24 protein-coding genes are annotated in these 23,079 nt (G+C 61.2%); 12 read left to right on the plus strand and 12 right to left on the minus strand.

Annotated elements, in window-relative coordinates; all coding sequences use genetic code 11:
* The first annotated feature begins 47 nt into the window (after positions 1–47).
* The gene (gene pnp / locus VOI22_RS18670; protein WP_323797944.1) at positions 48–2,159 is read left to right on the plus strand and encodes a polyribonucleotide nucleotidyltransferase; all 2,112 of its coding nucleotides are present in this window, start codon (positions 48–50) and stop codon (positions 2,157–2,159) included.
* A 12-nt stretch (positions 2,160–2,171) separates the two neighbouring features.
* Positions 2,172–2,906, plus strand: a complete 735-nt coding sequence (gene ugpQ, locus VOI22_RS18675) for a glycerophosphodiester phosphodiesterase (protein ID WP_323797945.1) — start codon at positions 2,172–2,174, stop codon at positions 2,904–2,906.
* Here the strand turns inward: ugpQ and VOI22_RS21140 are convergent.
* On the minus strand, positions 2,807–3,226 hold the full coding sequence (locus VOI22_RS21140) for a ribbon-helix-helix domain-containing protein (RefSeq protein ID WP_084608275.1): 420 nt from the start codon (positions 3,224–3,226) through the stop codon (positions 2,807–2,809). The two genes, ugpQ and VOI22_RS21140, sit on opposite strands and share 100 nt — an antisense overlap.
* A 253-nt stretch (positions 3,227–3,479) precedes the next feature.
* On the opposite strand from VOI22_RS21140, the gene VOI22_RS18680 reads away from it, so the two are divergent.
* Positions 3,480–4,349: a hypothetical protein gene (locus VOI22_RS18680; protein ID WP_323797946.1), complete on the plus strand. Its 870-nt coding sequence runs from the start codon at positions 3,480–3,482 to the stop codon at positions 4,347–4,349.
* A 30-nt stretch (positions 4,350–4,379) separates the two neighbouring features.
* Here the strand turns inward: VOI22_RS18680 and VOI22_RS18685 are convergent, their stop codons facing one another.
* From VOI22_RS18685 to fabA, 3 genes are all read right to left on the minus strand, one after another.
* Complete coding sequence (locus VOI22_RS18685; RefSeq protein ID WP_416366267.1) at positions 4,380–5,162, minus strand: enoyl-ACP reductase FabI; 783 nt, start codon at positions 5,160–5,162, stop codon at positions 4,380–4,382.
* An 82-nt stretch (positions 5,163–5,244) separates the two neighbouring features.
* Entirely contained in the window at positions 5,245–6,468 is a 1,224-nt protein-coding gene (gene fabB / locus VOI22_RS18690; RefSeq protein WP_323797948.1) for a beta-ketoacyl-ACP synthase I, read from the minus strand.
* 1 nt (position 6,469) lies between these two features.
* Positions 6,470–7,000 carry a 3-hydroxyacyl-[acyl-carrier-protein] dehydratase FabA gene (gene fabA, locus VOI22_RS18695; RefSeq protein ID WP_323797949.1) on the minus strand — a complete coding sequence of 177 codons (531 nt, stop codon included), beginning with the start codon at positions 6,998–7,000 and terminating at the stop codon, positions 6,470–6,472.
* A gap of 254 nt (positions 7,001–7,254) precedes the next feature.
* Between fabA and irrA the strand changes: the two genes are divergently transcribed.
* Positions 7,255–7,686 carry an iron response transcriptional regulator IrrA gene (gene irrA, locus VOI22_RS18700; RefSeq protein ID WP_323797950.1) on the plus strand — a complete coding sequence of 144 codons (432 nt, stop codon included), beginning with the start codon at positions 7,255–7,257 and terminating at the stop codon, positions 7,684–7,686.
* A gap of 56 nt (positions 7,687–7,742) precedes the next feature.
* On the opposite strand, the gene VOI22_RS18705 is transcribed toward irrA, so the two are convergent.
* Positions 7,743–8,261, minus strand: a complete 519-nt coding sequence (locus VOI22_RS18705) for an SH3 domain-containing protein (protein ID WP_323797951.1) — start codon at positions 8,259–8,261, stop codon at positions 7,743–7,745.
* Positions 8,262–8,420: 159 nt separating this feature from the next.
* On the opposite strand from VOI22_RS18705, the gene VOI22_RS18710 reads away from it, so the two are divergent.
* The gene (locus tag VOI22_RS18710; RefSeq protein ID WP_323797952.1) at positions 8,421–9,407 is read left to right on the plus strand and encodes a D-glycerate dehydrogenase; all 987 of its coding nucleotides are present in this window, start codon (positions 8,421–8,423) and stop codon (positions 9,405–9,407) included.
* A 19-nt stretch (positions 9,408–9,426) separates the two neighbouring features.
* Here the strand turns inward: VOI22_RS18710 and VOI22_RS18715 are convergent, their stop codons facing one another.
* The 7 genes from VOI22_RS18715 to ubiE form a co-directional block, all read right to left on the minus strand.
* Entirely contained in the window at positions 9,427–9,606 is a 180-nt protein-coding gene (locus VOI22_RS18715; protein WP_323797953.1) for a hypothetical protein, read from the minus strand.
* A 176-nt stretch (positions 9,607–9,782) separates the two neighbouring features.
* Positions 9,783–10,571 carry a molybdopterin-synthase adenylyltransferase MoeB gene (locus VOI22_RS18720; protein WP_323797954.1) on the minus strand — a complete coding sequence of 263 codons (789 nt, stop codon included), beginning with the start codon at positions 10,569–10,571 and terminating at the stop codon, positions 9,783–9,785.
* Positions 10,572–10,576: 5 nt separating this feature from the next.
* Entirely contained in the window at positions 10,577–11,536 is a 960-nt protein-coding gene (cysK, locus tag VOI22_RS18725; protein WP_323797955.1) for a cysteine synthase A, read from the minus strand.
* A gap of 108 nt (positions 11,537–11,644) precedes the next feature.
* Positions 11,645–12,103 (minus strand): dUTP diphosphatase, encoded by a 459-nt coding sequence (gene dut / locus VOI22_RS18730; protein ID WP_323797956.1) that lies wholly within the window; start codon positions 12,101–12,103, stop codon positions 11,645–11,647.
* Positions 12,100–13,305 carry a bifunctional phosphopantothenoylcysteine decarboxylase/phosphopantothenate--cysteine ligase CoaBC gene (coaBC, locus tag VOI22_RS18735; RefSeq protein WP_323797957.1) on the minus strand — a complete coding sequence of 402 codons (1,206 nt, stop codon included), beginning with the start codon at positions 13,303–13,305 and terminating at the stop codon, positions 12,100–12,102. The genes dut and coaBC overlap by 4 nt, the downstream gene beginning before the upstream one ends.
* Positions 13,306–13,409: 104 nt before the next feature.
* Positions 13,410–14,957 (minus strand): 2-polyprenylphenol 6-hydroxylase, encoded by a 1,548-nt coding sequence (ubiB, locus tag VOI22_RS18740; protein ID WP_323797958.1) that lies wholly within the window; start codon positions 14,955–14,957, stop codon positions 13,410–13,412.
* Positions 14,958–14,963: 6 nt separating this feature from the next.
* Positions 14,964–15,704, minus strand: a complete 741-nt coding sequence (ubiE, locus tag VOI22_RS18745; RefSeq protein ID WP_323797959.1) for a bifunctional demethylmenaquinone methyltransferase/2-methoxy-6-polyprenyl-1,4-benzoquinol methylase UbiE — start codon at positions 15,702–15,704, stop codon at positions 14,964–14,966.
* 187 nt (positions 15,705–15,891) lie between these two features.
* On the opposite strand from ubiE, the gene mutM reads away from it, so the two are divergent.
* The 7 genes from mutM (at position 15,892) to recF (ending at position 23,069) form a co-directional block, all read left to right on the plus strand.
* Positions 15,892–16,722 (plus strand): bifunctional DNA-formamidopyrimidine glycosylase/DNA-(apurinic or apyrimidinic site) lyase, encoded by an 831-nt coding sequence (gene mutM / locus VOI22_RS18750; protein ID WP_323798025.1) that lies wholly within the window; start codon positions 15,892–15,894, stop codon positions 16,720–16,722.
* A 16-nt stretch (positions 16,723–16,738) separates the two neighbouring features.
* Positions 16,739–17,140: a hypothetical protein gene (locus tag VOI22_RS18755; protein ID WP_323797960.1), complete on the plus strand. Its 402-nt coding sequence runs from the start codon at positions 16,739–16,741 to the stop codon at positions 17,138–17,140.
* A gap of 50 nt (positions 17,141–17,190) precedes the next feature.
* Positions 17,191–17,967, plus strand: a complete 777-nt coding sequence (locus VOI22_RS18760; RefSeq protein ID WP_323797961.1) for an enoyl-CoA hydratase — start codon at positions 17,191–17,193, stop codon at positions 17,965–17,967.
* A 100-nt stretch (positions 17,968–18,067) separates the two neighbouring features.
* Positions 18,068–18,334: a 30S ribosomal protein S20 gene (gene rpsT / locus VOI22_RS18765; protein WP_323797962.1), complete on the plus strand. Its 267-nt coding sequence runs from the start codon at positions 18,068–18,070 to the stop codon at positions 18,332–18,334.
* A gap of 750 nt (positions 18,335–19,084) precedes the next feature.
* Positions 19,085–20,506, plus strand: a complete 1,422-nt coding sequence (gene dnaA, locus VOI22_RS18770; RefSeq protein ID WP_028466307.1) for a chromosomal replication initiator protein DnaA — start codon at positions 19,085–19,087, stop codon at positions 20,504–20,506.
* 185 nt (positions 20,507–20,691) lie between these two features.
* A complete protein-coding gene (gene dnaN / locus VOI22_RS18775; RefSeq protein WP_323797963.1) occupies positions 20,692–21,810 on the plus strand; it encodes a DNA polymerase III subunit beta in 1,119 nt (372 codons plus the stop codon).
* Between the two features lie 68 nt (positions 21,811–21,878).
* Positions 21,879–23,069, plus strand: coding sequence for a DNA replication/repair protein RecF (gene recF, locus VOI22_RS18780; RefSeq protein ID WP_323797964.1), 1,191 nt, complete (start codon positions 21,879–21,881; stop codon positions 23,067–23,069).
* The last annotated feature ends 10 nt before the right edge of the window (positions 23,070–23,079 follow it).

Raw genomic sequence — 23,079 nt, forward strand, 5'->3', positions numbered from 1 at the left:
CAGGACGAGGATCGGATCCGAGCGGTTCGGCTTTGAAGGAAAGCTGAATGTTTCAGATTTATAAACAAGAGATCGACTGGGGCGGGCGCAAGCTGACGCTCGAGACAGGTAAAATCGCGCGTCAGGCCGACGGCGCCGTCATGGCGACGATGGGCGAGACGACTGTTCTGTGTACCGCTGTGTACGCGCGGCAGCCGAAGCCGGGGATCGACTTCTTCCCGCTGACCGTGAACTACCAGGAAAAGACCTTTGCCGCCGGCAAGATTCCGGGTGGCTTCTTCAAGCGTGAAGGACGTCCGACCGAGAAAGAGGTGCTGACGTCGCGCCTCATCGATCGTCCGATCCGTCCGCTGTTCGTCAAAGGCTTCAAGAACGAAACGCAGGTTGTCTGCACCGTTCTGTCCCATGACTTGGAAAACGATCCGGACGTTGTCGCCATGATCGGCGCCTCCGCCGCGCTGACGATTTCAGGTGTGCCGTTCCTCGGCCCGATCGCGGCCTGCCGCGTCGGCTACAAGGATGGCGAATACATCCTGAACCCGCGCCAGAGCGAACTGCCGGATTCCGATCTCGACTTGATGCTCGCCGGCACCCAGGAAGGCGTGCTGATGGTCGAATCCATGGCTTCCGAGCTGTCTGAAGAGATCATGCTCGGCGCCGTCAGCTTTGGGCACAAGGCGTTCCAGCCGGTGATCGACGCGATCATCAATCTGGCCGAAGATTGCGCCAAGGATCCGATGGACCTGCCGGCCGAAAGCGAAGATCTCGGTCGGGTGCGCGATGCCCTGACGGCCGCGATTTCCGCTGACATGACGAAAGCCTATGCCGAGCCGAACAAGACCCAGCGCCAGCAGAACGTTGCTGTGGTCCGGGAAAAGGGCATGGCTCTGTTCGAGGACGCCGCCGATAAGGATCTCGCCAAGGGCCTGATGAAAGGCATTGAAGCCGATGTCGTCCGTGGTGCGATCCTGAAGACCGGTCAGCGGATCGACGGTCGCGACACCAAGACGGTGCGCCCGATCGTCTCTGAAGTCGGTATTCTCCCGCGTGCCCATGGCTCCGCTCTGTTCACCCGCGGTGAAACCCAGGCTCTGGCCGTCGCCACCCTCGGCACCGGCCAGGACGAGCAGATCATCGATGCGCTCGAAGGCGAATATCGCGAGAACTTCATGCTGCATTACAACTTCCCGCCCTACTCGGTCGGTGAAGCGGGCCGCATGGGCTCTCCGGGACGCCGCGAAATCGGCCACGGCAAGCTGGCATGGCGTGCGGTGCGTCCGCTGCTTCCCGCCAAGGAAGTCTTCCCCTACACCATCCGGGTGGTCTCCGAGGTCACGGAATCGAATGGTTCCTCCTCGATGGCGACGGTCTGTGGCACCTCTCTCTCCCTGATGGACGCGGGTGTTCCGCTGTCCTCTCCGGTTGCCGGTATTGCCATGGGTCTGATCAAGGAAGGCGACGATTACGCCGTCCTGTCCGACATCCTCGGCGACGAAGATCATCTCGGCGACATGGACTTCAAGGTCGCGGGTACCGAGAACGGCATCACGTCCCTGCAGATGGACATCAAGATCACCTCGATCACCGAGGAGATCATGAAGATCGCTCTGGATCAGGCGAAAGACGGCCGGGTTCATATCCTTGGTGAAATGTCCAAGGCTCTGACCTCCTCGCGTGAGGGTGTGTCCGAGAATGCACCGCGTATCACCACGATCACCGTGCCGACCGACAAGATCCGCGAAATCATCGGCCCAGGCGGCAAGATGATCCGTGAAATCTGTGAGACCACGGGTGCGAAGATCGACATCGATGACGACGGCACTGTGAAGGTCGCGGCGGTTGATACCGCTTCCACCGAAGCAGCCCTGGAACGGATCCGCTACATCGTCGCGGAGCCGGAAGTCGGTGTGATCTACAACGGAAAGGTCGTGAAGACCGTCGATTTCGGCGCCTTCGTGAACTTCCTCGGTGCCAAGGACGGCCTCGTTCACATCAGCGAGCTGAAGAGCGAGCGGGTCGGCAAGACCACCGATGTGGTCAATGTCGGCGATGAGGTGAAGGTCAAGGTTCTCGGCTTCGATGATCGTGGCAAGGTCAAGCTGTCCATGAAGGTCGTGGATCAGGAAACCGGCGCCGATCTTTCCGAAGCAGAAGCGTAAGAGCTTTTACTGATGAGCCTCCGGCTGTCCCGCTTTGTCGGACATCGCGGGATTGCCGCCGAGGCTCCTGAAAACACATTGACCGGCTTCCGCCTTGCGGCGGAGGCCGGTTTTTTGTGGGTTGAGTTCGATGTGATGCTGAGCGCGGACGACGTGCCGGTGCTGCATCACGACGAGGAACTGGGCCGTACCGACAATGGCTCCGGCCCGGTGGCGGTTCACCCACTGTCAGCCCTCAAGGCGCTTGATGCCGGCTCCTGGTTCGGTCCTGGCTTTGCGGGAGAACGTATCCCGACCTTCGAGGAGACCATCGCCTGCTGTCGGGCGCTGGGACTATCCATGAATGTGGAAATCAAGCCGACAACGGGCCGGGAAGTGCGAACAGCCGAGCTGGTCTCGGACATGCTGAACGATCTCTGCCCGGATCTGACGGACCGGATCATTGTCTCCAGCTTCGTGCCGGACTGTTTGCGGATCGCACAAGAAAAAGCCCCGGATTTTCTCCGAGGCTATCTGTCAGACACGATGGCAGAGGGTTGGCATGGGGCAGCCAAGGACCTTGGCTGTTTTTCAGTCCATCCGAACCATGCCTGCCTGGACGCCGGTTTAGTTACGGCAATCCATGATGCAGGCTTCCGTATTCTAACCTATACGGTGAACGATCCGGAGCGGGCTGAAAGCCTCATTGGCTGGGGTGTGGATGCGGTCATTACCGACGAGCCTTTGGCGGCTGCTGCGCTGGCCTGAGTTGCCCGTCCGGCATTCATCCGGGCAAGATCCCGCCAATATCCGAGCATGAAGACCCGCATTGCTGAAGGGACGGAGCTGGAGCCGCGCGTCCGGTCAATCTCGTTGATCAGCGCCTTGGCATTATAGCCCAGTCTTTTTGAGACGAGATCGAACATCGACCATTCCTCAGGATGAAGGCAGATGCTTGTGCGCCTGCTCTCTAAACGGAAATGGCGGCGCACCATACGGCTGGCGTCGCGGTCCCCGTCCTCAACCGTCTTCAGGGCGGAACCGAGTATGTCTCTACCCTGTTCGGACGATTTCAAGCTGTCTGCCATGAGGTGTCTCCAAGTAGTAGGTCCTTATATTCGTCACTATTCCCAGAAAAATGGGAAAGCGCAAGCGTAAATTGTTCAGCATACCCGTCTAGCGTGTCTATATTGCATACAAAGGTGCACTGGTTCTTGTTAGTGCATTGAAAAACATAAAAACATTATTTTCAGAAAATCTACGACGCACAATTGGGCGAGAAAATAATTCCCAGAAAAATGGAAATTGCATTCCCAAAGAAATGGGAATAAGGTCTTAGGCATGGGTCGATTCAAAAACGCGATATCGAAGCTCGAGACGGAACTGCGGTACCGTTGCCACCGCTATTACGTCGAGACAGGAATCCGGAAATACAAATTCGCCTCTGCAGCGGGTATATCCGACACATTGCTTAAAGGCATCGACAGCCCCGACTTTGAGGCGTCGATGAAAACCTTGCAGCGGCTGGACGAGGTTATCCCGGAAGACTGGGAGCCGGTCGGCGCGGGCAGTAGCGGAAAAATTCTGGTTCCGGGGCAGGTAGATCCAGTCATTGGATATAAGGTGTGGGAGAGCGATCTCAGCCGCAGCCGGAAGATCTACGTGCGGGATGAACTCCTGCACGGGCTCGACCCGGACCAGATGGAGCGCTGTGCCCTCTATATAGAAAAGACTCGCGATCCCGATGGCCGTCTGATCGAAGGTAAATTCAAGATCGATGTCCTGAGGGCCATTGCTCCGCAGTGCGCCATCCATGTTTTCAATGTGGGTGAGGACAATCCCGACAACTATTTTATCGAGCACTGGGATGCCGGCACCGGCTTCTGGCAGGGTGCGGATATGACCGGGATGAAATTCGCGGAGCTTGATGACGAGGCGCTGCGTCGTTGCCAGCTCGAGGATTACCTGGTGTGCCGCGAGACGAAGTGGCCAAATCTCTCAATCGTGCACCGCAACTATGCCCACGGCGAAGAGCGGAACTTCCTCCGCCTGCTCTTCCCCTTCGAAGCCAGTGACGGATCGCCGAAAATTCTCAGCATCACACGGCCGCAATCCTCCGGACTGGCTGTGGATCTGCTGAAGAAAAAGCTTCCGGGATACGATCTGAAAAGCGGCGAAGGCATTGTCGACCTGCGCAGCCGGCGTCCCTGAGGCCCTTTTACAGATCCATCTCTTCGCGGATCAGTCCGCGTCGCGTTCCGGCTTGGGGATTGCGACGGTATGGAAGCCGCCGTCCACATAGTGGATTTCCCCGGTCACGCCCGCAGACAGATCACTCAGTAGATAAAGACCGGCCTGTCCAACTTCTGTCAGGGACGCATTGCGTTTGAGCGGTGCGTTGGTCTCGGCGAAGCGGAAGGTGTGACGGGCATCGGCAATGGCTGAGCCGGCGAGGGTCTTCATCGGGCCGGCGGAGATTGCGTTCACGCGTATGCCATGCTCGCCGAGGTCGGCGGCCAGATACCGGACACTCGCTTCCAAAGCGGCCTTGGCCACTCCCATGACGTTGTAGTTCGGCGTCGTGCGGTTCGCGCCGAGATAGGACAGGGTCAGCATGCTGCCGCCGTCCTTCATCAGAGGCCAGGCGCGGCGGGCGATATTCGTGAAGGAGAAGCAGGAGATATCCAGCGTGTTGAGGAAATTATCCCGCGAGGTATCCGCGTAGCGTCCCTTCAGCTCGCCCTTGTCCGAATAGGCGATGGCATGAACCACGAAATCAAGACCGCCCCAGGCGGTGCCGATTTCATCGAACGCCCGGTCCAGCGCATCGTCGTCCGAGACATCGCACATGACGGCAAGCGGGGAGCCGACGCTCTCCGCCAGAGGATGAACCCGCTTTTTCAGGGACTCGTTCTGGTATGTGAACGCCAGCTGGGCACCTTGCGAGGCGGCTGCGGCGGCGATCCCCCAGGCGATCGAGCGGTCGTTGGCGACCCCCATGATCAGACCGCGTTTGCCGGCCATCAGGCCTTTGTAAGGCGCCGATTCCGCGTCACGCTGATCGGCCGTGTCGTCAATCAGGTCGGTCATCCCGGTCGCTCCGCTATCAGGCGTCGTATTTCTGGAAAGCTAGCACGGCATTGGTGCCGCCGAATCCGAAACTGTTCGACATGGCAACACGCAGCCCGGCGTTGTCCACGCGTTCCCGCACGATCGGCATGTCCTCGACCTCAGGGTCGACGGTTTCGATGTTGGCGGAGGCAGCGATGAAGTCGTTCTTCATCATCAGCAGTGTGTAAATCGCTTCGTGAACGCCGGTCGCGCCTTGTGAGTGACCGCTCAGGGATTTCGTCGAGCTGATCGGCGGGGTTGCGCCCCGGTTCTTGAAGACCTCACGGATGCCTTCAAGTTCGATCGTGTCGCCGACCGGCGTACTGGTGCCATGAGCGTTGATGTAGTCAACCGGTCCTTCAACGTCTTTCAGTGCCATCTGCATGCACCGCACACCGCCCTCGCCGGAGGGCGCGACCATGTCGGCGCCGTCGGACGTGGCGCCGTAACCCACGATCTCGCCATAGATCTTGGCGCCGCGTGCCTTCGCGTGCTCAAGCTCCTCCAGAATGAGGACCCCGCCACCGCCGGAGATAACGAAACCGTCGCGATTGGCGTCGTATGCGCGGGATGCTTTGTCCGGCGTGTCGTTGTATTTCGAGGAAAGAGCGCCCATCGCGTCGAACAGGACGGAGAGCGTCCAGTGCAACTCCTCGCCGCCACCGGCCAGCATGACGTCCTGCTTGCCCATCTGAACCAGTTCATATGCGTTGCCGACGCAGTGCGAGCTGGTCGAGCAAGCGGAAGAGATGGAATAGCTGAGGCCTTTGATCTTGAAGGCCGTCGAGAGGGTCGCGGAATTGGTGCTGCACATGACGCGCGGCACCATGTAGGGGCCAACCCGCTTCGGACCCTTTTCACGCGCCGTGTCGAATGCCTGCATCATGTTGGATGTCGACGGCCCGCCGGAGCCCATGACCAGGCCGGTCATCGGGTTGCTGACGTCGGCGGGCTCCAGGCCCGCGTCTTCTATGGCCTGCTGGGCAGCAATGTAATTGTAGGCCGCGCCGTTACCCATGAAGCGCATCAGCTTGCGGTCGATATGTTCCGACGGGTCCAGCTTGATCGAGCCATGGACGTGGGAGCGGAAACCGAGATCGGCATAGTCCGGCGCGAATTCGATGCCGGATTTGCCGGCGCGCAGGGAAGCGGTGACTTCCTCTGCATTGTTGCCGATGCTTGAAACAATTCCGAGACCGGTGACGACGACGCGACGCATATCAATTTGCCCCTTCGGTTGCCGTGTTCTGGAACAGTCCGACGCGGATATCCTTCGCCTCGAAGACCGTGACGCCATCGCATTCCACGCGGCCGTCGGCAATCCCCATGTAAAGTTTGCGCATGATCACGCGCTTGAGGTCCAGCGTGTAGGTCAGCAGTTTTGCGGACGGCAGTACCTGACCGGAAAATTTCACCTCGCCGACGGAGATTGCCCGACCGGAACCCGGCCCGCCCATCCAGCCGAGCGTGAAGCCGAGCAGCTGCCAGAGAGCATCCATGCCGAGGCAGCCCGGCATCACCGGGTCGCCGACGAAATGGCAATCGAAGAACCAGAGGTCCGGCTTGATATCGTACTCGGCCGTAACCGAGCCCTTGTCATAGGCGCCGCCGGTCTTCGATAGGTTGGTGATACGATCGAACATAAGCATCGGCGGCATCGGAAGCTGCGCGTTCCCGGGGCCGAAAAGTTCTCCCTTGGCGCATTTGATCAGGTCTTCGTAACCGAAGCTGTTCTTTTCCTTGAAGTCCAACAATGCCGTTCCTTCCCGTACGCCAGCGCTTATCGTCAGGCGGGACCGTGTTCGGTCCCATAATAGACTGCAACCGCGCGACCGCGCCATCTCTCACATTTCATGCACCGCCTACCCTAAATATGGTGGGGAGCGCAAGCAATCACGTGGCATATGATGCCCGATGACTTGACATATTAGACGGATTAACGCTCTGTCTTAGGATTGAGGCGCCCGAGTGGCGAGACCCCGAGAGACCGAATGGGATACCGGGAATGAGTAGTGCTGAAGCCTATAGTGAAACGCAAAGCCTGTCCGGACGCCTGACGAAGGCTGGATTGCGCCCGACGCGTCAGCGTCTTGCACTTGCGGATCTGCTGTATGCCGCAGGCGACCGTCATGTGACGGCGGAGCAGCTTCACAAGGAAGCTGGAGAAGCCGGGATCACGGTCTCGCTTGCCACGGTTTACAACACGTTGCATCAGTTCACCGGGTCTGGCCTGCTGCGGGAAGTCGTGGTGGAGTCCGGTCGTTCCTATTTCGATACGAATACCACGGATCATCATCATTTCTTCGTTGAAGATGAGCTGCGGCTGACGGATATCCCAGCCGAAAGGGTCGGCTTCGTCACGCTTCCGGACGCTCCGGAAGGTACGGAAATCGAACGGGTCGACCTGATTATCCGTCTGAAGGCAAAAGAGATCTAAGGTCGATCAAAACCTCGTGTTTCTCTAGCCCGCCACGTTTTTAACGCCCCACGTTTTTAACGCAGCGACTCATCGACCCGAATGCCCCAGATCGCCGATCTGTGTACCCAGCCGCTAAGGCCGGATACCTCTATCTCGCACCATTCCCGCGCACAGCTTTCAAGCCAGGCGATCACGCCGGGCTCCAGATGGGCCACGGCCGGTGCGCTGTCCGCCTGCTCGCGGCGAAGGGTCCGGTTGCGGCCGATCACCAGCACGGAGCGGCGCCCGGACAGCATGCTCTGATGCACCCAGCCCTCGGTGCCTTCAAAATCCCTTACTTTCCGCCAGTTCTCGAATTCGGAAACGATCTCGACTGGCATGTTCTCGCGCACAAAGACCCAATCCACCGGGTATCGCACCCCGGGCCCAGTCCGGACATTGACCTCTTCTGCCTGGAGGGTGACATAGCGGGGGATCGGCAGGCCGGTCACGCTGCCTACGGTCTCCGCTTTGGCAGCCATATTCAGGCCACCCAGAAGTGAGGTCGGCACGATCAACAGGGCGATGATCAGCGAGAGCGGTTTCAGAAACATGATGCGTATCCCGGAATGACAGATCATCCTACCATTGCAATTGGGGTGGAGTAAGAGGGGCGGCGCTATATAGCCGAGATACTTGTCACTTTGTGGACAATTCACCAGACGCCTGATATTTCCCGGAAGAACAGGGTTTCGGGGCGAAGGATAAATCCCATGACAACCAGCAAGCCGCTTGTCATCGTCACGCGGAAGCTACCGGATCCGGTGGAAACCCGGATGATGGAGCTATTTGATACGCGGCTGAACATGTCGGATGAGCCGTTCTCGCGGGAACAGCTGAAAGCCGCCATGGCGGAAGCGGACATTCTGATTCCGACCGTGACCGATAAACTCGACGCGAAATTGATCGAGGAAGCGGGGCCGAACCTGAAGCTGATCGCCTCTTTCGGCACGGGTGTCGACCATATCGATGTGCCTGCGGCCAAGAAGAAGGGCATCATCGTCACCAACACCCCCGGCGTGCTGACCGAGGATACGGCGGACATGACCATGGCGCTGATTCTTGCGGTGCCGCGGCGTCTGGTCGAGGGCGAGAAGCTGGTGCGTTCCGGAAAATGGGAAGGCTGGGGGCCGACGGTGATGCTCGGTCACCGTATTCACGGCAAGCGCCTCGGAATCATCGGCATGGGCCGGATCGGTCAGGCAGTGGCGAAGCGGGCCCGCGGGTTCGGGCTTTCGATCCATTATCACAACCGTCGGCGTCTGCATCCCGAGGTCGAGCAGGAGCTGGAAGCCACATATTGGGACAATCTGGATCAGATGCTGTCCCGCATGGATATCGTCTCGGTGAATTGTCCGCGCACACCCGCGACCTATCACATGCTGAACGCGCGACGGCTCTCATTGCTGCAGCCCCACGCCTATCTGGTCAATACCTCGCGTGGCGAAGTAGTGGATGAGGAGGCGCTGGTTCAGGCGTTGTCGAACCGGGATTTCGCAGGGGCGGGTCTCGATGTTTTCGAGCACGAGCCGCAAGTCGACCCGAAGCTGCTGAACCTCTCCAACGTGGTACTGCTGCCGCATATGGGTTCGGCGACGATCGAGGGGCGGATCGATATGGGTGAAAAGGTGATCGTGAACGTGAAGACGTTCGTCGACGGCCACCGGCCGCCGGACAGGGTGCTAGAGCTCGAGTTCTGAGTGCTTCAGCCTACTGGAATTAATGACCGAAAAAGGCACTGGCGTCGCCGGAGCCGGCCATTACGCTGACCAGAACCAGGGTAAGCACCAACGTAATCCCGAGAAGCGGTAGGCCCCAGGACCCACTGGCCTGGAGATCGGCTTCGCTAGGTACAACACCATTGCCGCCGATCCGTCTCTTCGATTTGTGCCCGTTCATGGTTCTTACTCTCCCGGATCGACCTGGATTTCGCCCTATTGCGGAATCAGTCGCGTCCTGATCATTCTCACTCGCTAAGATGAAGATATGGTAACCGACCGGATTATTTCCAATCCGTTATCGATCATCGACGTGGCATATGACACATGCCGATCAGGACCGAATTAGGGCAGAGATCAGGCGATTTCGCGGATTGTCGGGTCGGTGCCGCAGAGCGCGCAGCCCGGATCGCGGGCGGCTTTCATCTTGCGGAAAGTCGGACCCAGCGCGTCATAGATCAGCAGATGGCCGGACAGGCTGCTGCCGAGATCGAGCAATTCCTTCAGAACCTCGGTGGCCTGCAGCGTGCCGATAACACCGGCGACCGCCCCCAGAATACCGGCCTCCTCGCAGCGCGGGATCATGCCGGGCGGCGGTTCGGTCGGGAACAGGCAGCGATAGCAGGGCTCGCCCTCATGCCCGGGCACACCGCCCCGGAAGGTCGCAAGCTGACCCTCGAAGCGCAGCAGGGAGCCGGAGACCAGTGGCTTGCCGGCAAAATAGGCGGCATCGTTGACGAGATAGCGGGTGGCGAAATTGTCACTGCCGTCGGCGATCAGGTCATAGTCGGCGAAAAGCGCGGCCGCATTGTCGGCCGTCAGCCGCTCCTCGTAGAGGTTCACCTGGATACCCGGATTGATCCGGGCGACGGACTCCGCCGCCGATGCGACCTTGGAGATACCGACCGAGCCGGTGCCGTGAGCGATCTGGCGCTGCAGGTTGGTCAGATCAACTTCATCGTCATCGACAATGCCGAGCGTGCCGACCCCCGCCGCGGCGAGATAGAGCAGCAGCGGTGAGCCGAGCCCGCCGGCGCCGATCACCAGGACGCGGGAGGCGAGAAGGCGCTCCTGCCCCTCCTCGCCGACCTCGTCCAGGATCAGGTGGCGGGCATAGCGATGGAACTGCTCGTCATTCAGTTCCATACCGCTTATTCCCCGAGGCCCTCGAACAGGGCGGTCGAGAGATAGCGTTCGGCAAAGCTCGGAATGATGACGACGATCCGCTTGCCTTCCATTTCCGGGCGTTTGCCGATCTCGAAGGCGGCGGCAAGGGCGGCGCCTGAGGAAATGCCGGCCGGCAGGCCCTCGATGAGGGCGGCCTCGCGGCTCGTCTCGATGGCGGTCTCGTTGCTGATTTTAATGATCTCGTCATAGATCTTCGTGTCGAGAATTTCCGGCACGAAACCGGCCCCGATCCCCTGGATCTTGTGCGGTGCCGGGCTGCCGCCGGACAGCACCGGGCTGGCTTCCGGCTCGACGGCAACAATGTGAAGCTTCGGGTTGCGCTGCTTCAGGACGCCGCCGGCGCCCGTGATGGTACCGCCGGTGCCAATACCCGAGACGAAAGCGTCGATATCGCCGCCGGTATCCGCCCAGATTTCCTCCGCTGTGGTGCGGATGTGGACATCGGGGTTCGCGGGGTTGGCGAATTGCTGTGGCATGAAGGAGCCCGGTGTCTGGGCGACCAGTTCCTCGGCTTTCGCGATTGCGCCTTTCATGCCGAGCGGTGCTTCGGTCAGCACGATCTTGGCCCCCAGGAACGCCAGCATCTTGCGGCGCTCGATCGACATGGATTCCGGCATGGTCAGGATCAGCTTGTAGCCCTTGGCGGCTGCGACGAAGGCAAGGCCGATGCCGGTATTGCCGCTGGTCGGCTCGATAATCGTCGCGCCGGGCTTGAGCTCTCCGGCGGCTTCGGCGGCTTCGATCATCGCCTTGCCGATCCGATCCTTTACCGAGGCCAGCGGATTAAAGAACTCAAGCTTCGCAAGGATGTCTGCCTTGACGCCCTTGGCTGCAGCCAGTTTCGAGACGCGGACGAGGGGTGTCCCGCCGATCGTATCAAGGATGCTGTCGTAGATTTTTCCGCGGAATTCGGTTGCGCTCATCTGGTGTTCCTCCCTCGGGGATGTCCTGTCCTGCTCAAGCTGGTCAATCCCGCCCGGCTCTTAAACGGCCGGTACGGAACAAGTGTGTGCGTGTTCGCGCGCCAGCGCTCAGCCGGTCCCGGTTGAGCCGAAGCCGCCGCTGCCGCGCGCCGTCTCGTCCAGTTCTCCGACTTCCTGCCAGCGGGCTTGGATCACCGGCGCCACCAGCATCTGCGCGATCCGCATGCCGCGGGTCACCGTGAAAGGCTCCTGGCCGTGGTTGATCAGGATAACGCCGATCTCGCCGCGATAATCCGCATCAATGGTGCCGGGTGTGTTCACCTGGGTCACGCCGTTGCGCAGTGCCAGCCCTGAACGCGGCCTGACCTGCGCCTCGAAGCCTGGTGGCAGGGCGATCGAAAGGCCGGTCGGAATCAGCGTGCGCGCGCCCGGCGCAAGAACGACATCCTCTGAAATCGCGGCCATCAGATCCATGCCGGCGCTGTCCGGCGTCTGGTATTCCGGCAATGGAAGATCGGCGCCGTGCGGCAGGCGGCGGACGCGGACGTCGACGGTGGCGGTCGTCATGCCGTGAAATGCTCCGTGATGCGGGCGGCGAGCTTTGTCGCCACCTCTTTCTTGGTCAGGGTGGGCCAGTCCTCGGCGCCGTCCCCGGTGATCAGGTGAATGGTGTTGGCATCCCCGCCGAAGGTGCCCGTCGCCGGGCTGACATCGTTGGCCAGGATCCAGTCGCAGCCCTTGCGGGCGCGTTTCTCGGTCGCGTGGGGGATGACGTTTTCCGTTTCGGCAGCGAAACCAATGACCAACGTCGGTCGCGCCCCACCGAGGCCGGAGACCGTCTTCAGGATGTCCGGGTTCTCGGTCATGGCGAGCGCCGGGATATCCCCGCTGCCGGTCTTCTTCAGCTTCTGTGGCGCTTCCTCGGCCACCCGCCAGTCGGCGACGGCGGCGGCGAAGACGGCGATATCGGCGGGCAGGGCGGCTTCGACCCCGGCCAGCATCTGCTGCGCTGTCTCGATATGGTGGACGGTGACGCCTGCCGGATCGGGCTCCCGCGTCGGGCCGGTGACCAGTGTCACCTCGGCACCCGCCGCTGCAAGCGCCGCCGCGATGGCATGACCCTGCTTGCCGGATGACCGGTTGGCGATATAGCGCACCGGGTCTATCGGCTCATATGTTGGCCCGCTGGTGACCACGGCGCGTTTACCCGCCAGCGGCTTTGCCGCTGGATCGAGCTGCGCCGCGACGACTTCGGCAATCGCCGCCGGTTCCGCCATGCGCCCCGGCCCGAACTCGCCGCAGGCCATGTCGCCCTCGTCCGGCCCGATGAAGGAAATCCCGCGTTCGGCCAGCACCTTCACATTTTCCTGCGTCGCCGCATGGGTCCACATCCGGACATTCATGGCCGGTGCGGCCAGTACCGGCGTGTCGGTCGCCAGCAACAGGGTGGAGGCCAGATCGCCCGCCAGCCCGGCCCGCATCTTCGCCAGCAGGTCGGCGGTGGCAGGGGCGACGACGATCAGATCGGCGGAACGGGAAAGCTGGATGTGCCCCATTTCCGCCTCGTCGGTGAGGGAGAAGAGATCTGTATAGACCTTGTCTTCGGTCAGCGCCGAGAGGCTGAGTGGCGTCACGAATTCCGCGCCCGCTTTTGTCAGTACCGCGCGCACGGCAATTCCGCGCTTGCGCAGCAGCCGCACCAGCTCCAGCGCCTTATAGGCGGCAATGCCGCCACCGACGATCAGCAGAACCCGTTTGCCGGAGGCCATGGGCCTCTCCTCTTAATCATATCTGATGCGGCGGACTCTAGGTCCGGGGCGGAGCGGTGGCAAGATGTCGGCTACGCGAGTGCCTTGCTCTCTTCCCGTCTTTCTCAGCCGAAGAGCAGCGCGACGACGGCGATCGCAAGTGCCAGCCAGACCGGCCAGAAGGAGCGGCGGCGCTTCGCGCTCTCCTCGGCGAAGCGGGCAACGGTATCGGGATGCAGCTTTACGCCGCCTTCGGTCAGCGAGCCCATCACCCTGTCGGCGGTCTCGACCATCTGTGGCAGGCGCTCGGCGAGGGCGATGGCGTGGGAGGTGGCTTCCTTGATCCGGGCTTGGGGACCGCGATGCTCCAGCATCCAGTCCTCGATCATCGGCCGGGGCAGCTCCCACATATTGACCTCGGGGTTAAGCGTCCGGCCGACGCCTTCCGCCACCACCATGGTCTTCTGCAACAACAGGAGCTGGGGCTGGGTTTCCATCTCGAACTGTTCGGTGATGCGGAACAATTGCGCCAGCAGGCGGGCGACGGAGATTTCATGCAGCGGCCGGCCGAGCAGCGGCTCGCCGATGGAGCGGCAGGCCTGGGTGAAAGCGTCGATGTTCTTGTGTGCGGGCACATAACCGGCCCGGAAATGCACCTCGGCGACCTTGCGGTAATCGCCGGTGATAAAGCCCGTCAGCATATCGGCGAGGAAATAACGGGTCTTCTGGTCGAGCCGCCCCATGATGCCAAAATCGACGGGCACGACACGGCCCTCGGTGTCCACGAAGGCGTTGCCCGGATGCATGTCGGCATGGAAGAAGCCGTCCCGGAATACCTGATTGAAGAAGGCGGTGGCGGCCCGGCGCAGGATTTCGGTCGGTTCCTGACCATTTTCGATCAGCGTTTCCAGATCGTCGATCCGTGTACCGTGTACCCGTTCCACGGTCATCACCCGGGCGGTGGTCCGGCTCCAGTTGACCTGTGGTACCCGGAAACCCGGATCGTCAGCGAAATTCTCGGCGAGCTCGGATGCGGCGGCGGCCTCCATGCGGAGGTCCATTTCCATGACGACGGTTTCGGCGAAAAGATCGATCACCTCAACCGGCTTCAGGCGGCGGATCCAGGGCCAGTGCTCTTCCAGCAGCTCGGCGATCCAGTGAAACAGATCAAGGTCGCGGGCGAACCGTTTCTCGATATCGGGCCGGAGGATCTTTACCGCGACCTCCTCGCCGTCGGTGGTGACGGCGAAATGCACCTGGGCGATGGAGGCGGCGGCGACCGGTTTCTCGTCGAAGCTGCTGAACACCTCGTTGATGGGACGTCCGAGCTCTTCCTCAAGTGTCTGTTTGGCGACGGCGACCGGGAAGGGTTTCAGGCGGTCCTGCAGCTGGGAAAGGTCGTGCGCCTGCTCCTCGCCGATCAGATCGGACCGGGTGGCAAGAGACTGGCCGAACTTGATGAAGCTGGGGCCGAGGGCGCTGAGGGCTGCCGCCAGTCGCTCGCCTGGGCGCAGCCGGTCATAGCGCCGGTCCCGGAACAGCAGCACGAAGCGCGCGGCAAAGGCGAGCGCCGGTGCTTGCGGAATGTTGGCGAGCGGCGCCAAGGCCCCGTACCGGGAGAGAATCCAGGCGGAGCGGCAAAGACGGACGAGGTTACGAAGAGCGCGCCACATATCGGATCAGATCTTCCAGGCGGAATGGATGGCCGCGATACCGCCGGAGAGGTTGCGGTACCGGATGCGTCCGAAGCCGGCGGCCTCGATCCGGTCGACGAAGCGCTCCTGATCGGGGAATTTCCGGATGCTTTCGGCAAGGTAGAGATAGGCGTCGCGGTCGTCGGCGACACGGGCGCCGATTTCCGGCAGCACCTTGAAGGAATAGAAATCATAGACCGGGTCGAGCGCCGGCAGGGCGAGGCGGCTGAATTCGAGACACAGGAAGCGCCCGCCCGGCTTCAGCACGCGCCGCGCGTCGCGCAGGGCGGCGTCGATGTCGGTGACGTTCCGCAGGCCGAAGGCGATGGTGTAGAGATCGACAGAGTTGCTTTCGATCGGCAGCATCTCGGCATTGCCGACGGTCCAGGTCAGATCCTCGATGCCGTTTTCCGCCGCCCGCTCGCGGCCGACTGTCAGCATCGCTTCGTTGATATCGCAGACAATGACCGGTCCGCCGCCGCGCTCCCGGTAGCGGAACGCGATGTCGCCGGTGCCGCCGGCCACGTCCAGCAGGGTGAGGTCCGGGCGCGGTGCTACCCAGTCCATCAGTGCGGCCTTCCAGAGCCGGTGGATGCCGAGGCTCATCAGGTCGTTCATCAGGTCGTAGCGTCCGGCGACGGAGTCGAAAACCTCGCGGACAAGCCCGGCTTTCTCGCCGACAGGCACATCCTTGAAGCCGAAATGGGTGGTGGCGTTCTCAGTCATCGCGCAAATCCCGCTGCCGGTCCGGGGCGGTCCCAAGATTCGCCCCACCCGTGATCTAGCCCAGAGTGAGCGGCAATCCAACAGGAGAAGCAATGGTCTTCCGGTCATGCTTGCCCATGTCTGCCTGCTTGCCCATGTCTGCCTGCTCCCGTACAGAGGAACAGACGCCGAAGCGAAGGGGTGCGACGTGCCTGAATTGCCCGAGGTTGAAACCGTAATGCGCGGCCTGCAGCCCTTTATGGAGGGCAAGCGGCTGGTGCGTGTGGAGCAGCGGCGGCCGGATCTGCGCTGGCCGTTTCCAGAGGATTTCGTTGCCCGGCTCGAAGGCCAGCGGGTCGCAAGCATGTCGCGGCGGGCAAAATACATGCTTGTCCATATGGAAGACGGCACGGTGTTGATCTGGCATCTCGGCATGTCCGGCCGGGTGACCATCGACGAGACCCGCCCGCCTGAGCTGGACCGGCACGATCATGTCGTCTTCACCACGGAGGATGGCACCGTGATCCGGTTCAACGACCAGCGCCGGTTCGGTTCCATGGATCTCGCGGCGGAGGCCGAGCTACCGGCTCACAAGCATTTTGCCGGGATGGGGCCGGAGCCGCTTTCCAATGCCTTTAACGGCCCGGCGCTGGCCGCCGCCCTGAAAGGCAAGCAGACGCCGATCAAGGCAGCTCTTCTGGATCAGAAGGTCGTCGCCGGGCTCGGCAATATCTATGTTTCCGAGGCCCTGTTTCGCTCCGGCATCTCCCCCTTGCGCAAGGCCGCCAACGTACAGGGTGCGCGGGCCGAGCGGCTGGCGGGCGATATCCGGGAGGTGCTGCAGGCGGCGATCCGGGCCGGTGGCTCCACGCTCCGGGATCATGCCCGGCCGGACGGGGAGCTCGGCTACTTCCAGCATGAATTCGCCGTCTATGACCGCGAGGGCACGGCATGTCCGGTGGAACCCGGTCACGGGCCGATCCGCCGTATTGTCCAGTCCGGCCGATCCACTTTCTATTGTCCACGCTGCCAGCGGTGAGGTAGAAGCTGCCATCATGTCTATCCGGCAAAACAACAAGCGCGGGTCCGCACTCCGGGCGCTTCGGCTCCTTGTCAGAGTGTTTGTCTTGGTTCTGCTGCTGGTATCTGCCCGGGCGGGACTGGCGGCGGACGGCTTTGTCGAGGGCTTTGCCGATCTGCCCCTGATGCCTGGACTTGAACAGGTACCAGACGCCTCGCTGGCATTCGATGCCGCCAGCGGACGGATCGTGGTTGCCTTTGCCCGCGGTCCCGTACCCGTTGCCGGGATTCAGTCCTTTTATGCGGAGACCCTCGGCCAGCTCGGCTGGACCAGAGCGGACGAGAATACCTACCAGCGTGAGGGGGAGAGCCTGACGCTGGACTTCACACCGGACGGCGAGGATACGCTGGTCCGGTATTCCTTATTGCCTAGATGACCGGCGGGCTCGTCCCGCGGGCGCGTAACGGATGAAATGGGAGCGATCCGATGGCATATGAAAACATTCTGGTTGAGAAGAAGGGGGCCGTTGGCCTCATTACCCTGAACCGGCCGAAGGCGCTGAACGCCCTGTCCAGTCCGCTGATGGCGGAGCTGAGCAAGGCACTCGCGGATTTCGAGGCGGATGACGAGGTCGGCTGTATGGTGCTGACTGGCAGCGAGAAGGCTTTCGCCGCCGGCGCAGACATCAAGGAGATGCAGAGCAAGAGCTTCACCGACGTGTTCAGCCAGGATTTCATCACCAGCGGCTGGGAAGACCTGACCGATTGCCGCAAGCCGGTGATCGCTGCGGTTTCCGGCTACGCGCTCGGAGGCGGCTGCGAGGTGGCGATGATGTGCGATTTCATCCTGGCTGCGGACACGGCGAAGTTCGGCCAGCCGGAAATCACCATCGGAACGATCCCGGGGGCCGGGGGCACGCAGCGTCTGACGCGTTTCGTCGGCAAGTCCAAGGCCATGGAAATGTGCCTCACCGGCCGCATGATGGACGCAGAGGAAGCGGAGCGGGCGGGACTTGTGAGCCGCGTCGTTCCGGCTGCCGATCTGCTGGACGAAGCCCTCAAGGTGGCGGGCAAAATCGCCTCTCTCTCCCGTCCTTCGGTGTTTATGGCGAAAGAGGCGGTCAACCGATCCTACGAGACCACACTGGCTGAAGGTATAAACTTCGAACGGCGGCTGTTCCATGCCACCTTCGCGACCGAAGACCAGAAAGAAGGGATGTCGGCATTTGCGGAAAAGCGGCAGCCTAGTTTCAAGAACCGCTGATTCTCAAATCAGTCGGATTTACGCGGTTGACGCGACGGGAGACTCTCGTCTATAAGCCGCCCTCTTGAATTTCCGCGCATCGAGCTGGGATTAGAAGCAAATGGCGCAACATCAGTCTGCCAAAAAACGTATTCGCCGTAATGACCGGCGTCGGGTTATGAACCACGCCCGGATCAGCCGTATTCGTACCTTCGTTAAGAAGGTCGAGTTGGCGATCGACAGTGGGGACAAGGAAGTCGCTCAGGCCGCGTTCAAAGCTGCGCAGCCGGAAATGCAGCGTGGCGTGACCAAGGGTGTCCTTCACCGGAACACCGTGTCGCGCAAGCTGTCGCGTCTCTCTGCCCGGATCAAGGCGATCTCCGCCTAAAAACGGACGTCCTGACGAATACTTCAAGTGGAAGCCGCACCTTCTGGGTCGCGGCTTTTGCTGTTTCGGCGAGTGGCACGTCCGCTGGTGGGTGTGAAGCGTCTATGACGCTTTGGCTGCATTTTTATTGAATTTTTGTTGCAAAATGACCCCCAAAATATTGTGGTCAGCGCGGCCTGATTAACACCGATTTCTGAAAATTCTAATAATTTCAAACGATTGGGCGCGTCTTTCCGATGGGTGGAATGGAAAGGCAATGTCATCTTTGAAGGACGGAATTCAAGGCGTTGATTCAAATTGGAGATTGATTCTGTCAAGGAAAAGATCGGCGGTTTCGGCGAAAAAAAATCGTCATTTTGGATAGAGTCACGGTTGCGTACCGAAAAGCACTTGGGTAGTTTGGCTTCCTACTGCCGGGCCGGAGAGTAAGAAGAAATGAATAAGTTCATTCAAAAATTCAGGCTCGGTATTCGTTTAACGCTGAGGTTTGACAGGGCACTCGGAAAGAGCGCCAAGTAAAACCTTCAACGTTTCAAAGATTTATTTCGCACAGCCCGAAGAGTGCAAGAAATCGCCGGGGCGATTTCCTCTGGGGAAGCTGTGTCCGGAGCGTGAATTTTCCGGCCGGCTGGTCGTTACATCGGATGGGGCTCTGAGATGACCAGAATCGTGCAGGAGAAGGGGTCGAGAAGAGGTTTGAATGTGTGGGGTGAATCCGGGCCGCAACGTACGGTCGCTGGGGGTCAGGACATGACAGCCGGCATTTCGAGCGATCACGAGCTGTGTTGGGCGCGTGTGCGAGGCAGACTCCGGACAGAACTGGGTGATGCGGTTTTCCGGAACTGGCTGAAGCCGCTGACCTTCGAGGGCATCGATGAAGGCACGGCGATGATGCGGGCGCCGAGTCCCTTTGTCCGCGACCGTGTCCGCTCGCAATATTCCGATCGCCTGCGGGCCATCTGGTCGGTCGAACATCCCGATGTGCAATCCATCGCTATCTTTGCGTCGAGCCGCGGCAGGTCCGAGAGCAGCCGGGACGAGGCAGCGGATGCCGCGCCAGAGCAGGGCATGGCAGCGCCGGCGCAGCGTCCCGCGGCGCTGAAGGCTCCCGCGGTTCATGGTTTCTCCGGATCGGACGAGCGCCCGGATTTCGAGGCGCCGCTGGATCCACGCTTCACTTTCGATAATTTCGTCGTCGGCAAGCCGAACGAATTGGCCTTTGCCGCCGCGCGCCGGGTCGCCGAGAGCGAGACGGTGCCTTTCAATCCTTTGTTCCTTTATGGCGGCGTCGGCCTTGGTAAAACCCACCTGATGCACGCCATTGCCTGGCATGTCCGGCAGCGGCATCCGAGCCGGCGGGTGATCTATCTTTCCGCCGAAAAGTTCATGTACCAGTTCATCCGGGCACTGCGCTTCCGCGACACGGTCGCGTTTAAGGAGCAGTTCCGCTCGGTCGACCTGTTGATGATCGACGATGTGCAGTTCATCAGCGGCAAGGACTCGACCCAGGAAGAGTTCTTCCACACCTTCAACGCGCTGGTGGACCAGAACCGCCAGGTGGTGATTTCCGCCGACAAGTCGCCGACCGACCTCGAAGGCATGGAAGAGCGCTTGCGGTCTCGCCTCGGCTGGGGACTGGTTGCGGATATCCATCCGACCAACTACGAGCTGCGTCTTGGCATCATGCAGTCCAAGGCCGAGCGCCTCGGCGTCGAGATGCCGGAGAAAGTGCTCGAGTTCCTGTCCCACAAGATCTCCTCCAACGTGCGCGAGCTTGAGGGCGCGCTGAACCGGATCGTTGCCCATTCGACGCTGGTCGGCCGGGAGATCTCGCTTGAGATGACCCAGGAAGTTCTGGTCGATCTGTTGCGGGCCAATGACCGCCGGGTGACCGTCGAGGAAATCCAGCGTCAGGTGGCGAACCATTTCCAGATCCGGCTTTCGGAGATGCACTCGGCCCGCCGGTCCCGCGCGATTGCCCGGCCACGGCAGGTGGCGATGTATCTGTCGAAGCAGCTGACCTCACAGTCGCTGCCGGATATCGGCCGCAAATTCGGCGGCCGGGACCATACGACGGTGCTGCATGCGGTGCGGAAAGTCGAGGAACTGCGGGGCCTGGACAAGCAGTTTAACGACGATGTCGATCTGCTTCGGCGCATGCTGGAATCGTGATCATTCGGGGTCGGTATGCGTGCCGATCATAATGGGTCAGCAGCACGAACTTTTTTGCCCTTGAAACTACCGCAAGCGCCATGCACTTGTGCTATAGTTTCATGCGCTTGTCTCATGCGGAGGCGCTCGCTCGCCGATGGGTCGGCGATTGGGGGATCAACTTTCCAGCCGATAAGTAGAAGAATATGAAAATCGTTATCGATCGCGCGGCTTTGCTTAAGCCTCTCGGACATGTCCAAAGTGTTGTGGAACGGCGGAATACGATCCCGATCCTGTCCAACGTGCTGTTGAAAGCGCAGGACGGTCGGCTCAGTCTCAGCACGACCGACATGGACATGGATATTGTCGAATCCGTGGCCTGTGACGTGTCGGAAGCCGGTGTTGTGACGGTGCCGGCCCATACCCTTTACGATATCGTGCGCAAGTTGCCTGACGGATCGGATGTGGAACTTGCCGCGTCCGGCGATGTCAGCCGCGTGACGATCAGGGCCGGTCGCTCCAATTTCTCGTTGCCCGCCCTGATGCCGGAGGAATTCCCGGCACTCAGCGGCGATACGCTGCCTCACAGTTTTGTCATCAGCGCGGCTGATCTCTGCATGCTGATCGACCGGAGCCGGTTCGCGATCTCCACCGAGGAGACCCGCTATTACCTGAACGGTATCTTCCTGCACGCGGCCGAAGCCGACGGCGTCAAGGTGCTGCGCGCGGTGGCGACCGATGGTCACCGTCTCGCCCGGGTGCAGATGCCATTGCCCGAAGGAGCGGCGGATATGCCTGGCGTCATCGTTCCGCGCAAGGCGGTGAATGAGGTCCGCAAGCTGATCGACGGTGCCGACGGCGACGTCACGATCTCGCTTTCCGATACCAAGCTGCGGGTTTCCTTCGAGGACACGGTGGTCACCACCAAGCTGATCGACGGTACGTTCCCGGATTATGAGCGGGTGATCCCGAGCGGCAACGACAAGATGCTTCATGTCGACCGGCAGCGCTTCTCCGAAGCGGTGGATCGCGTGGCAACAATTTCGACCGAAAAGTCACGGTCGGTGAAACTTGCCGTCACAAGCGGCCAGTTGACCCTTTCCGCCAGCAGCCCCGATAACGGGACCGCTCAGGAAGAGGTCGAGGTCGATTACAGCGCGAGCGATATCGAGATCGGCTTCAATTCCAAGTATCTCCTGGATATCACCGGCCAGATCGAGGGTGAGCGGGCGGTGTTCCAGCTCGCCGACCAGGCCTCGCCGACGATCATTCTCGACGAGGATGATCAAAGCGCCCTTTACGTGCTGATGCCGATGCGCGTCTGAGGACGCCTCGGTCCTGGGCAACGAGGCCAGCACGAACGGAAATGTTGAACGCATTGCGAAACACGGACATGTCCCGAACGACGCCCGCACCGGTGCTGACCAGCACCGGACGGGCCTCGCCGCGCGTCAACCGTTTGTCCGTGACCGCGTTCCGCAATTATACCTCGGCCCGGATGGATGTTTCTTCCCCGGCAATCGTGCTGACCGGGCCGAATGGCGCCGGCAAGACCAACTTGCTTGAAGCGGTTTCTTTCCTGACCCCGGGGCGCGGTTTGCGCCGGGCCAGAATTTCCGAAGTTGGCCGTGCGGCTGCCGATGGAAGCAACGCTGCCTGGGCCGTTTCGGCTGAGGTCGGCGGGATGATCGGGTCCGTGCAGATCGGCACCGGGCGCGATCCGGGGCCTGAAGGCACCGGCCGTGACGGTGGCGAGAAACGTCTGGTGCGGATCGACGGTGTTCCGGCGAAGAGCCAGACCGTGCTGGCCGAGCATCTGGCGGTTTCCTGGCTGACGCCGCAGATGGACCGGTTGTTCATCGAGGGCTCCTCGAACCGGCGGCGCTTTCTGGATCGGCTGGTTTATGCCTTCGATCCGGATCACGCGACGCGGGTGAATGCCTATACTCACGCGCTGCGCGAACGGGCGCGGCTGCTGCGGAATGGCACACGGGATCGTGCCTGGTTCGCGGCGCTCGAAGAATCAATTGCTGAAAAGGCGGTCGCCATCGCGGCTGCCCGGTCCGGTCTTGTGGCGCGGTTGAATGCGGTGACGATGGCCGGCTCAGGCCCGTTCCCGGGTGCTGAACTCTCGCTTGACGGTTATGTCGAGACGGAGATAGCCAGCCGTCCGGCGCTTGCGGTCGAGGACGAGCTGAAGGCGCGGCTGGAAAAGGCCCGGCGCCTCGACGGCAGCGAGCCGGCGGTTGTTCCCGGCCCGCATCGCAGCGACCTCGAGGTCCGCCATATGACCAAGGGCATGATGGCGCCGCTCTGCTCGACGGGTGAGCAGAAAGCGCTGCTGATTGCCATCGTTCTCGGCCATGCGAGGCTGGGCGCACACGAAACCGGCGCGGTTCCCGTGCTGCTTCTGGACGAGGTGGCTGCCCATCTCGACAGCGGGCGGCGGGCCGCGCTTTACGATATTCTCCTCGCGCTTGGCGGGCAGGTCTGGATGACCGGCACCGACCGGGCGCTATTCGCGTCCCTTGAGGGCGCAGGCCAGTTCTTTGCCGTTGAAGACGGTGAAGTGCGGGCCGATTGATCACCTGAAG

It is taken from the genome of Nisaea sp. (assembly GCF_034670185.1).
Classification (GTDB): Bacteria; Pseudomonadota; Alphaproteobacteria; order Thalassobaculales; family Thalassobaculaceae; genus Nisaea.

Coding starts and splice junctions, on each gene's coding strand:
- pnp (WP_323797944.1), top strand. CDS start 48: ATGTTTCAGATTTATAAACAAGAGATCGACTGGGGCGGGCGCAAGCTG.
- ugpQ (WP_323797945.1), top strand. CDS start 2,172: ATGAGCCTCCGGCTGTCCCGCTTTGTCGGACATCGCGGGATTGCCGCC.
- VOI22_RS21140 (WP_084608275.1), bottom strand. CDS start 3,226: ATGGCAGACAGCTTGAAATCGTCCGAACAGGGTAGAGACATACTCGGT.
- VOI22_RS18680 (WP_323797946.1), top strand. CDS start 3,480: ATGGGTCGATTCAAAAACGCGATATCGAAGCTCGAGACGGAACTGCGG.
- VOI22_RS18685 (WP_416366267.1), bottom strand. CDS start 5,162: ATGGCCGGCAAACGCGGTCTGATCATGGGGGTCGCCAACGACCGCTCG.
- fabB (WP_323797948.1), bottom strand. CDS start 6,468: ATGCGTCGCGTCGTCGTCACCGGTCTCGGAATTGTTTCAAGCATCGGC.
- irrA (WP_323797950.1), top strand. CDS start 7,255: ATGAGTAGTGCTGAAGCCTATAGTGAAACGCAAAGCCTGTCCGGACGC.
- VOI22_RS18705 (WP_323797951.1), bottom strand. CDS start 8,261: ATGTTTCTGAAACCGCTCTCGCTGATCATCGCCCTGTTGATCGTGCCG.
- VOI22_RS18710 (WP_323797952.1), top strand. CDS start 8,421: ATGACAACCAGCAAGCCGCTTGTCATCGTCACGCGGAAGCTACCGGAT.
- VOI22_RS18715 (WP_323797953.1), bottom strand. CDS start 9,606: ATGAACGGGCACAAATCGAAGAGACGGATCGGCGGCAATGGTGTTGTA.
- VOI22_RS18720 (WP_323797954.1), bottom strand. CDS start 10,571: ATGGAACTGAATGACGAGCAGTTCCATCGCTATGCCCGCCACCTGATC.
- cysK (WP_323797955.1), bottom strand. CDS start 11,536: ATGAGCGCAACCGAATTCCGCGGAAAAATCTACGACAGCATCCTTGAT.
- dut (WP_323797956.1), bottom strand. CDS start 12,103: ATGACGACCGCCACCGTCGACGTCCGCGTCCGCCGCCTGCCGCACGGC.
- coaBC (WP_323797957.1), bottom strand. CDS start 13,305: ATGGCCTCCGGCAAACGGGTTCTGCTGATCGTCGGTGGCGGCATTGCC.
- ubiB (WP_323797958.1), bottom strand. CDS start 14,957: ATGTGGCGCGCTCTTCGTAACCTCGTCCGTCTTTGCCGCTCCGCCTGG.
- ubiE (WP_323797959.1), bottom strand. CDS start 15,704: ATGACTGAGAACGCCACCACCCATTTCGGCTTCAAGGATGTGCCTGTC.
- VOI22_RS18755 (WP_323797960.1), top strand. CDS start 16,739: ATGTCTATCCGGCAAAACAACAAGCGCGGGTCCGCACTCCGGGCGCTT.
- VOI22_RS18760 (WP_323797961.1), top strand. CDS start 17,191: ATGGCATATGAAAACATTCTGGTTGAGAAGAAGGGGGCCGTTGGCCTC.
- rpsT (WP_323797962.1), top strand. CDS start 18,068: ATGGCGCAACATCAGTCTGCCAAAAAACGTATTCGCCGTAATGACCGG.
- dnaA (WP_028466307.1), top strand. CDS start 19,085: ATGACAGCCGGCATTTCGAGCGATCACGAGCTGTGTTGGGCGCGTGTG.
- dnaN (WP_323797963.1), top strand. CDS start 20,692: ATGAAAATCGTTATCGATCGCGCGGCTTTGCTTAAGCCTCTCGGACAT.
- recF (WP_323797964.1), top strand. CDS start 21,879: ATGTCCCGAACGACGCCCGCACCGGTGCTGACCAGCACCGGACGGGCC.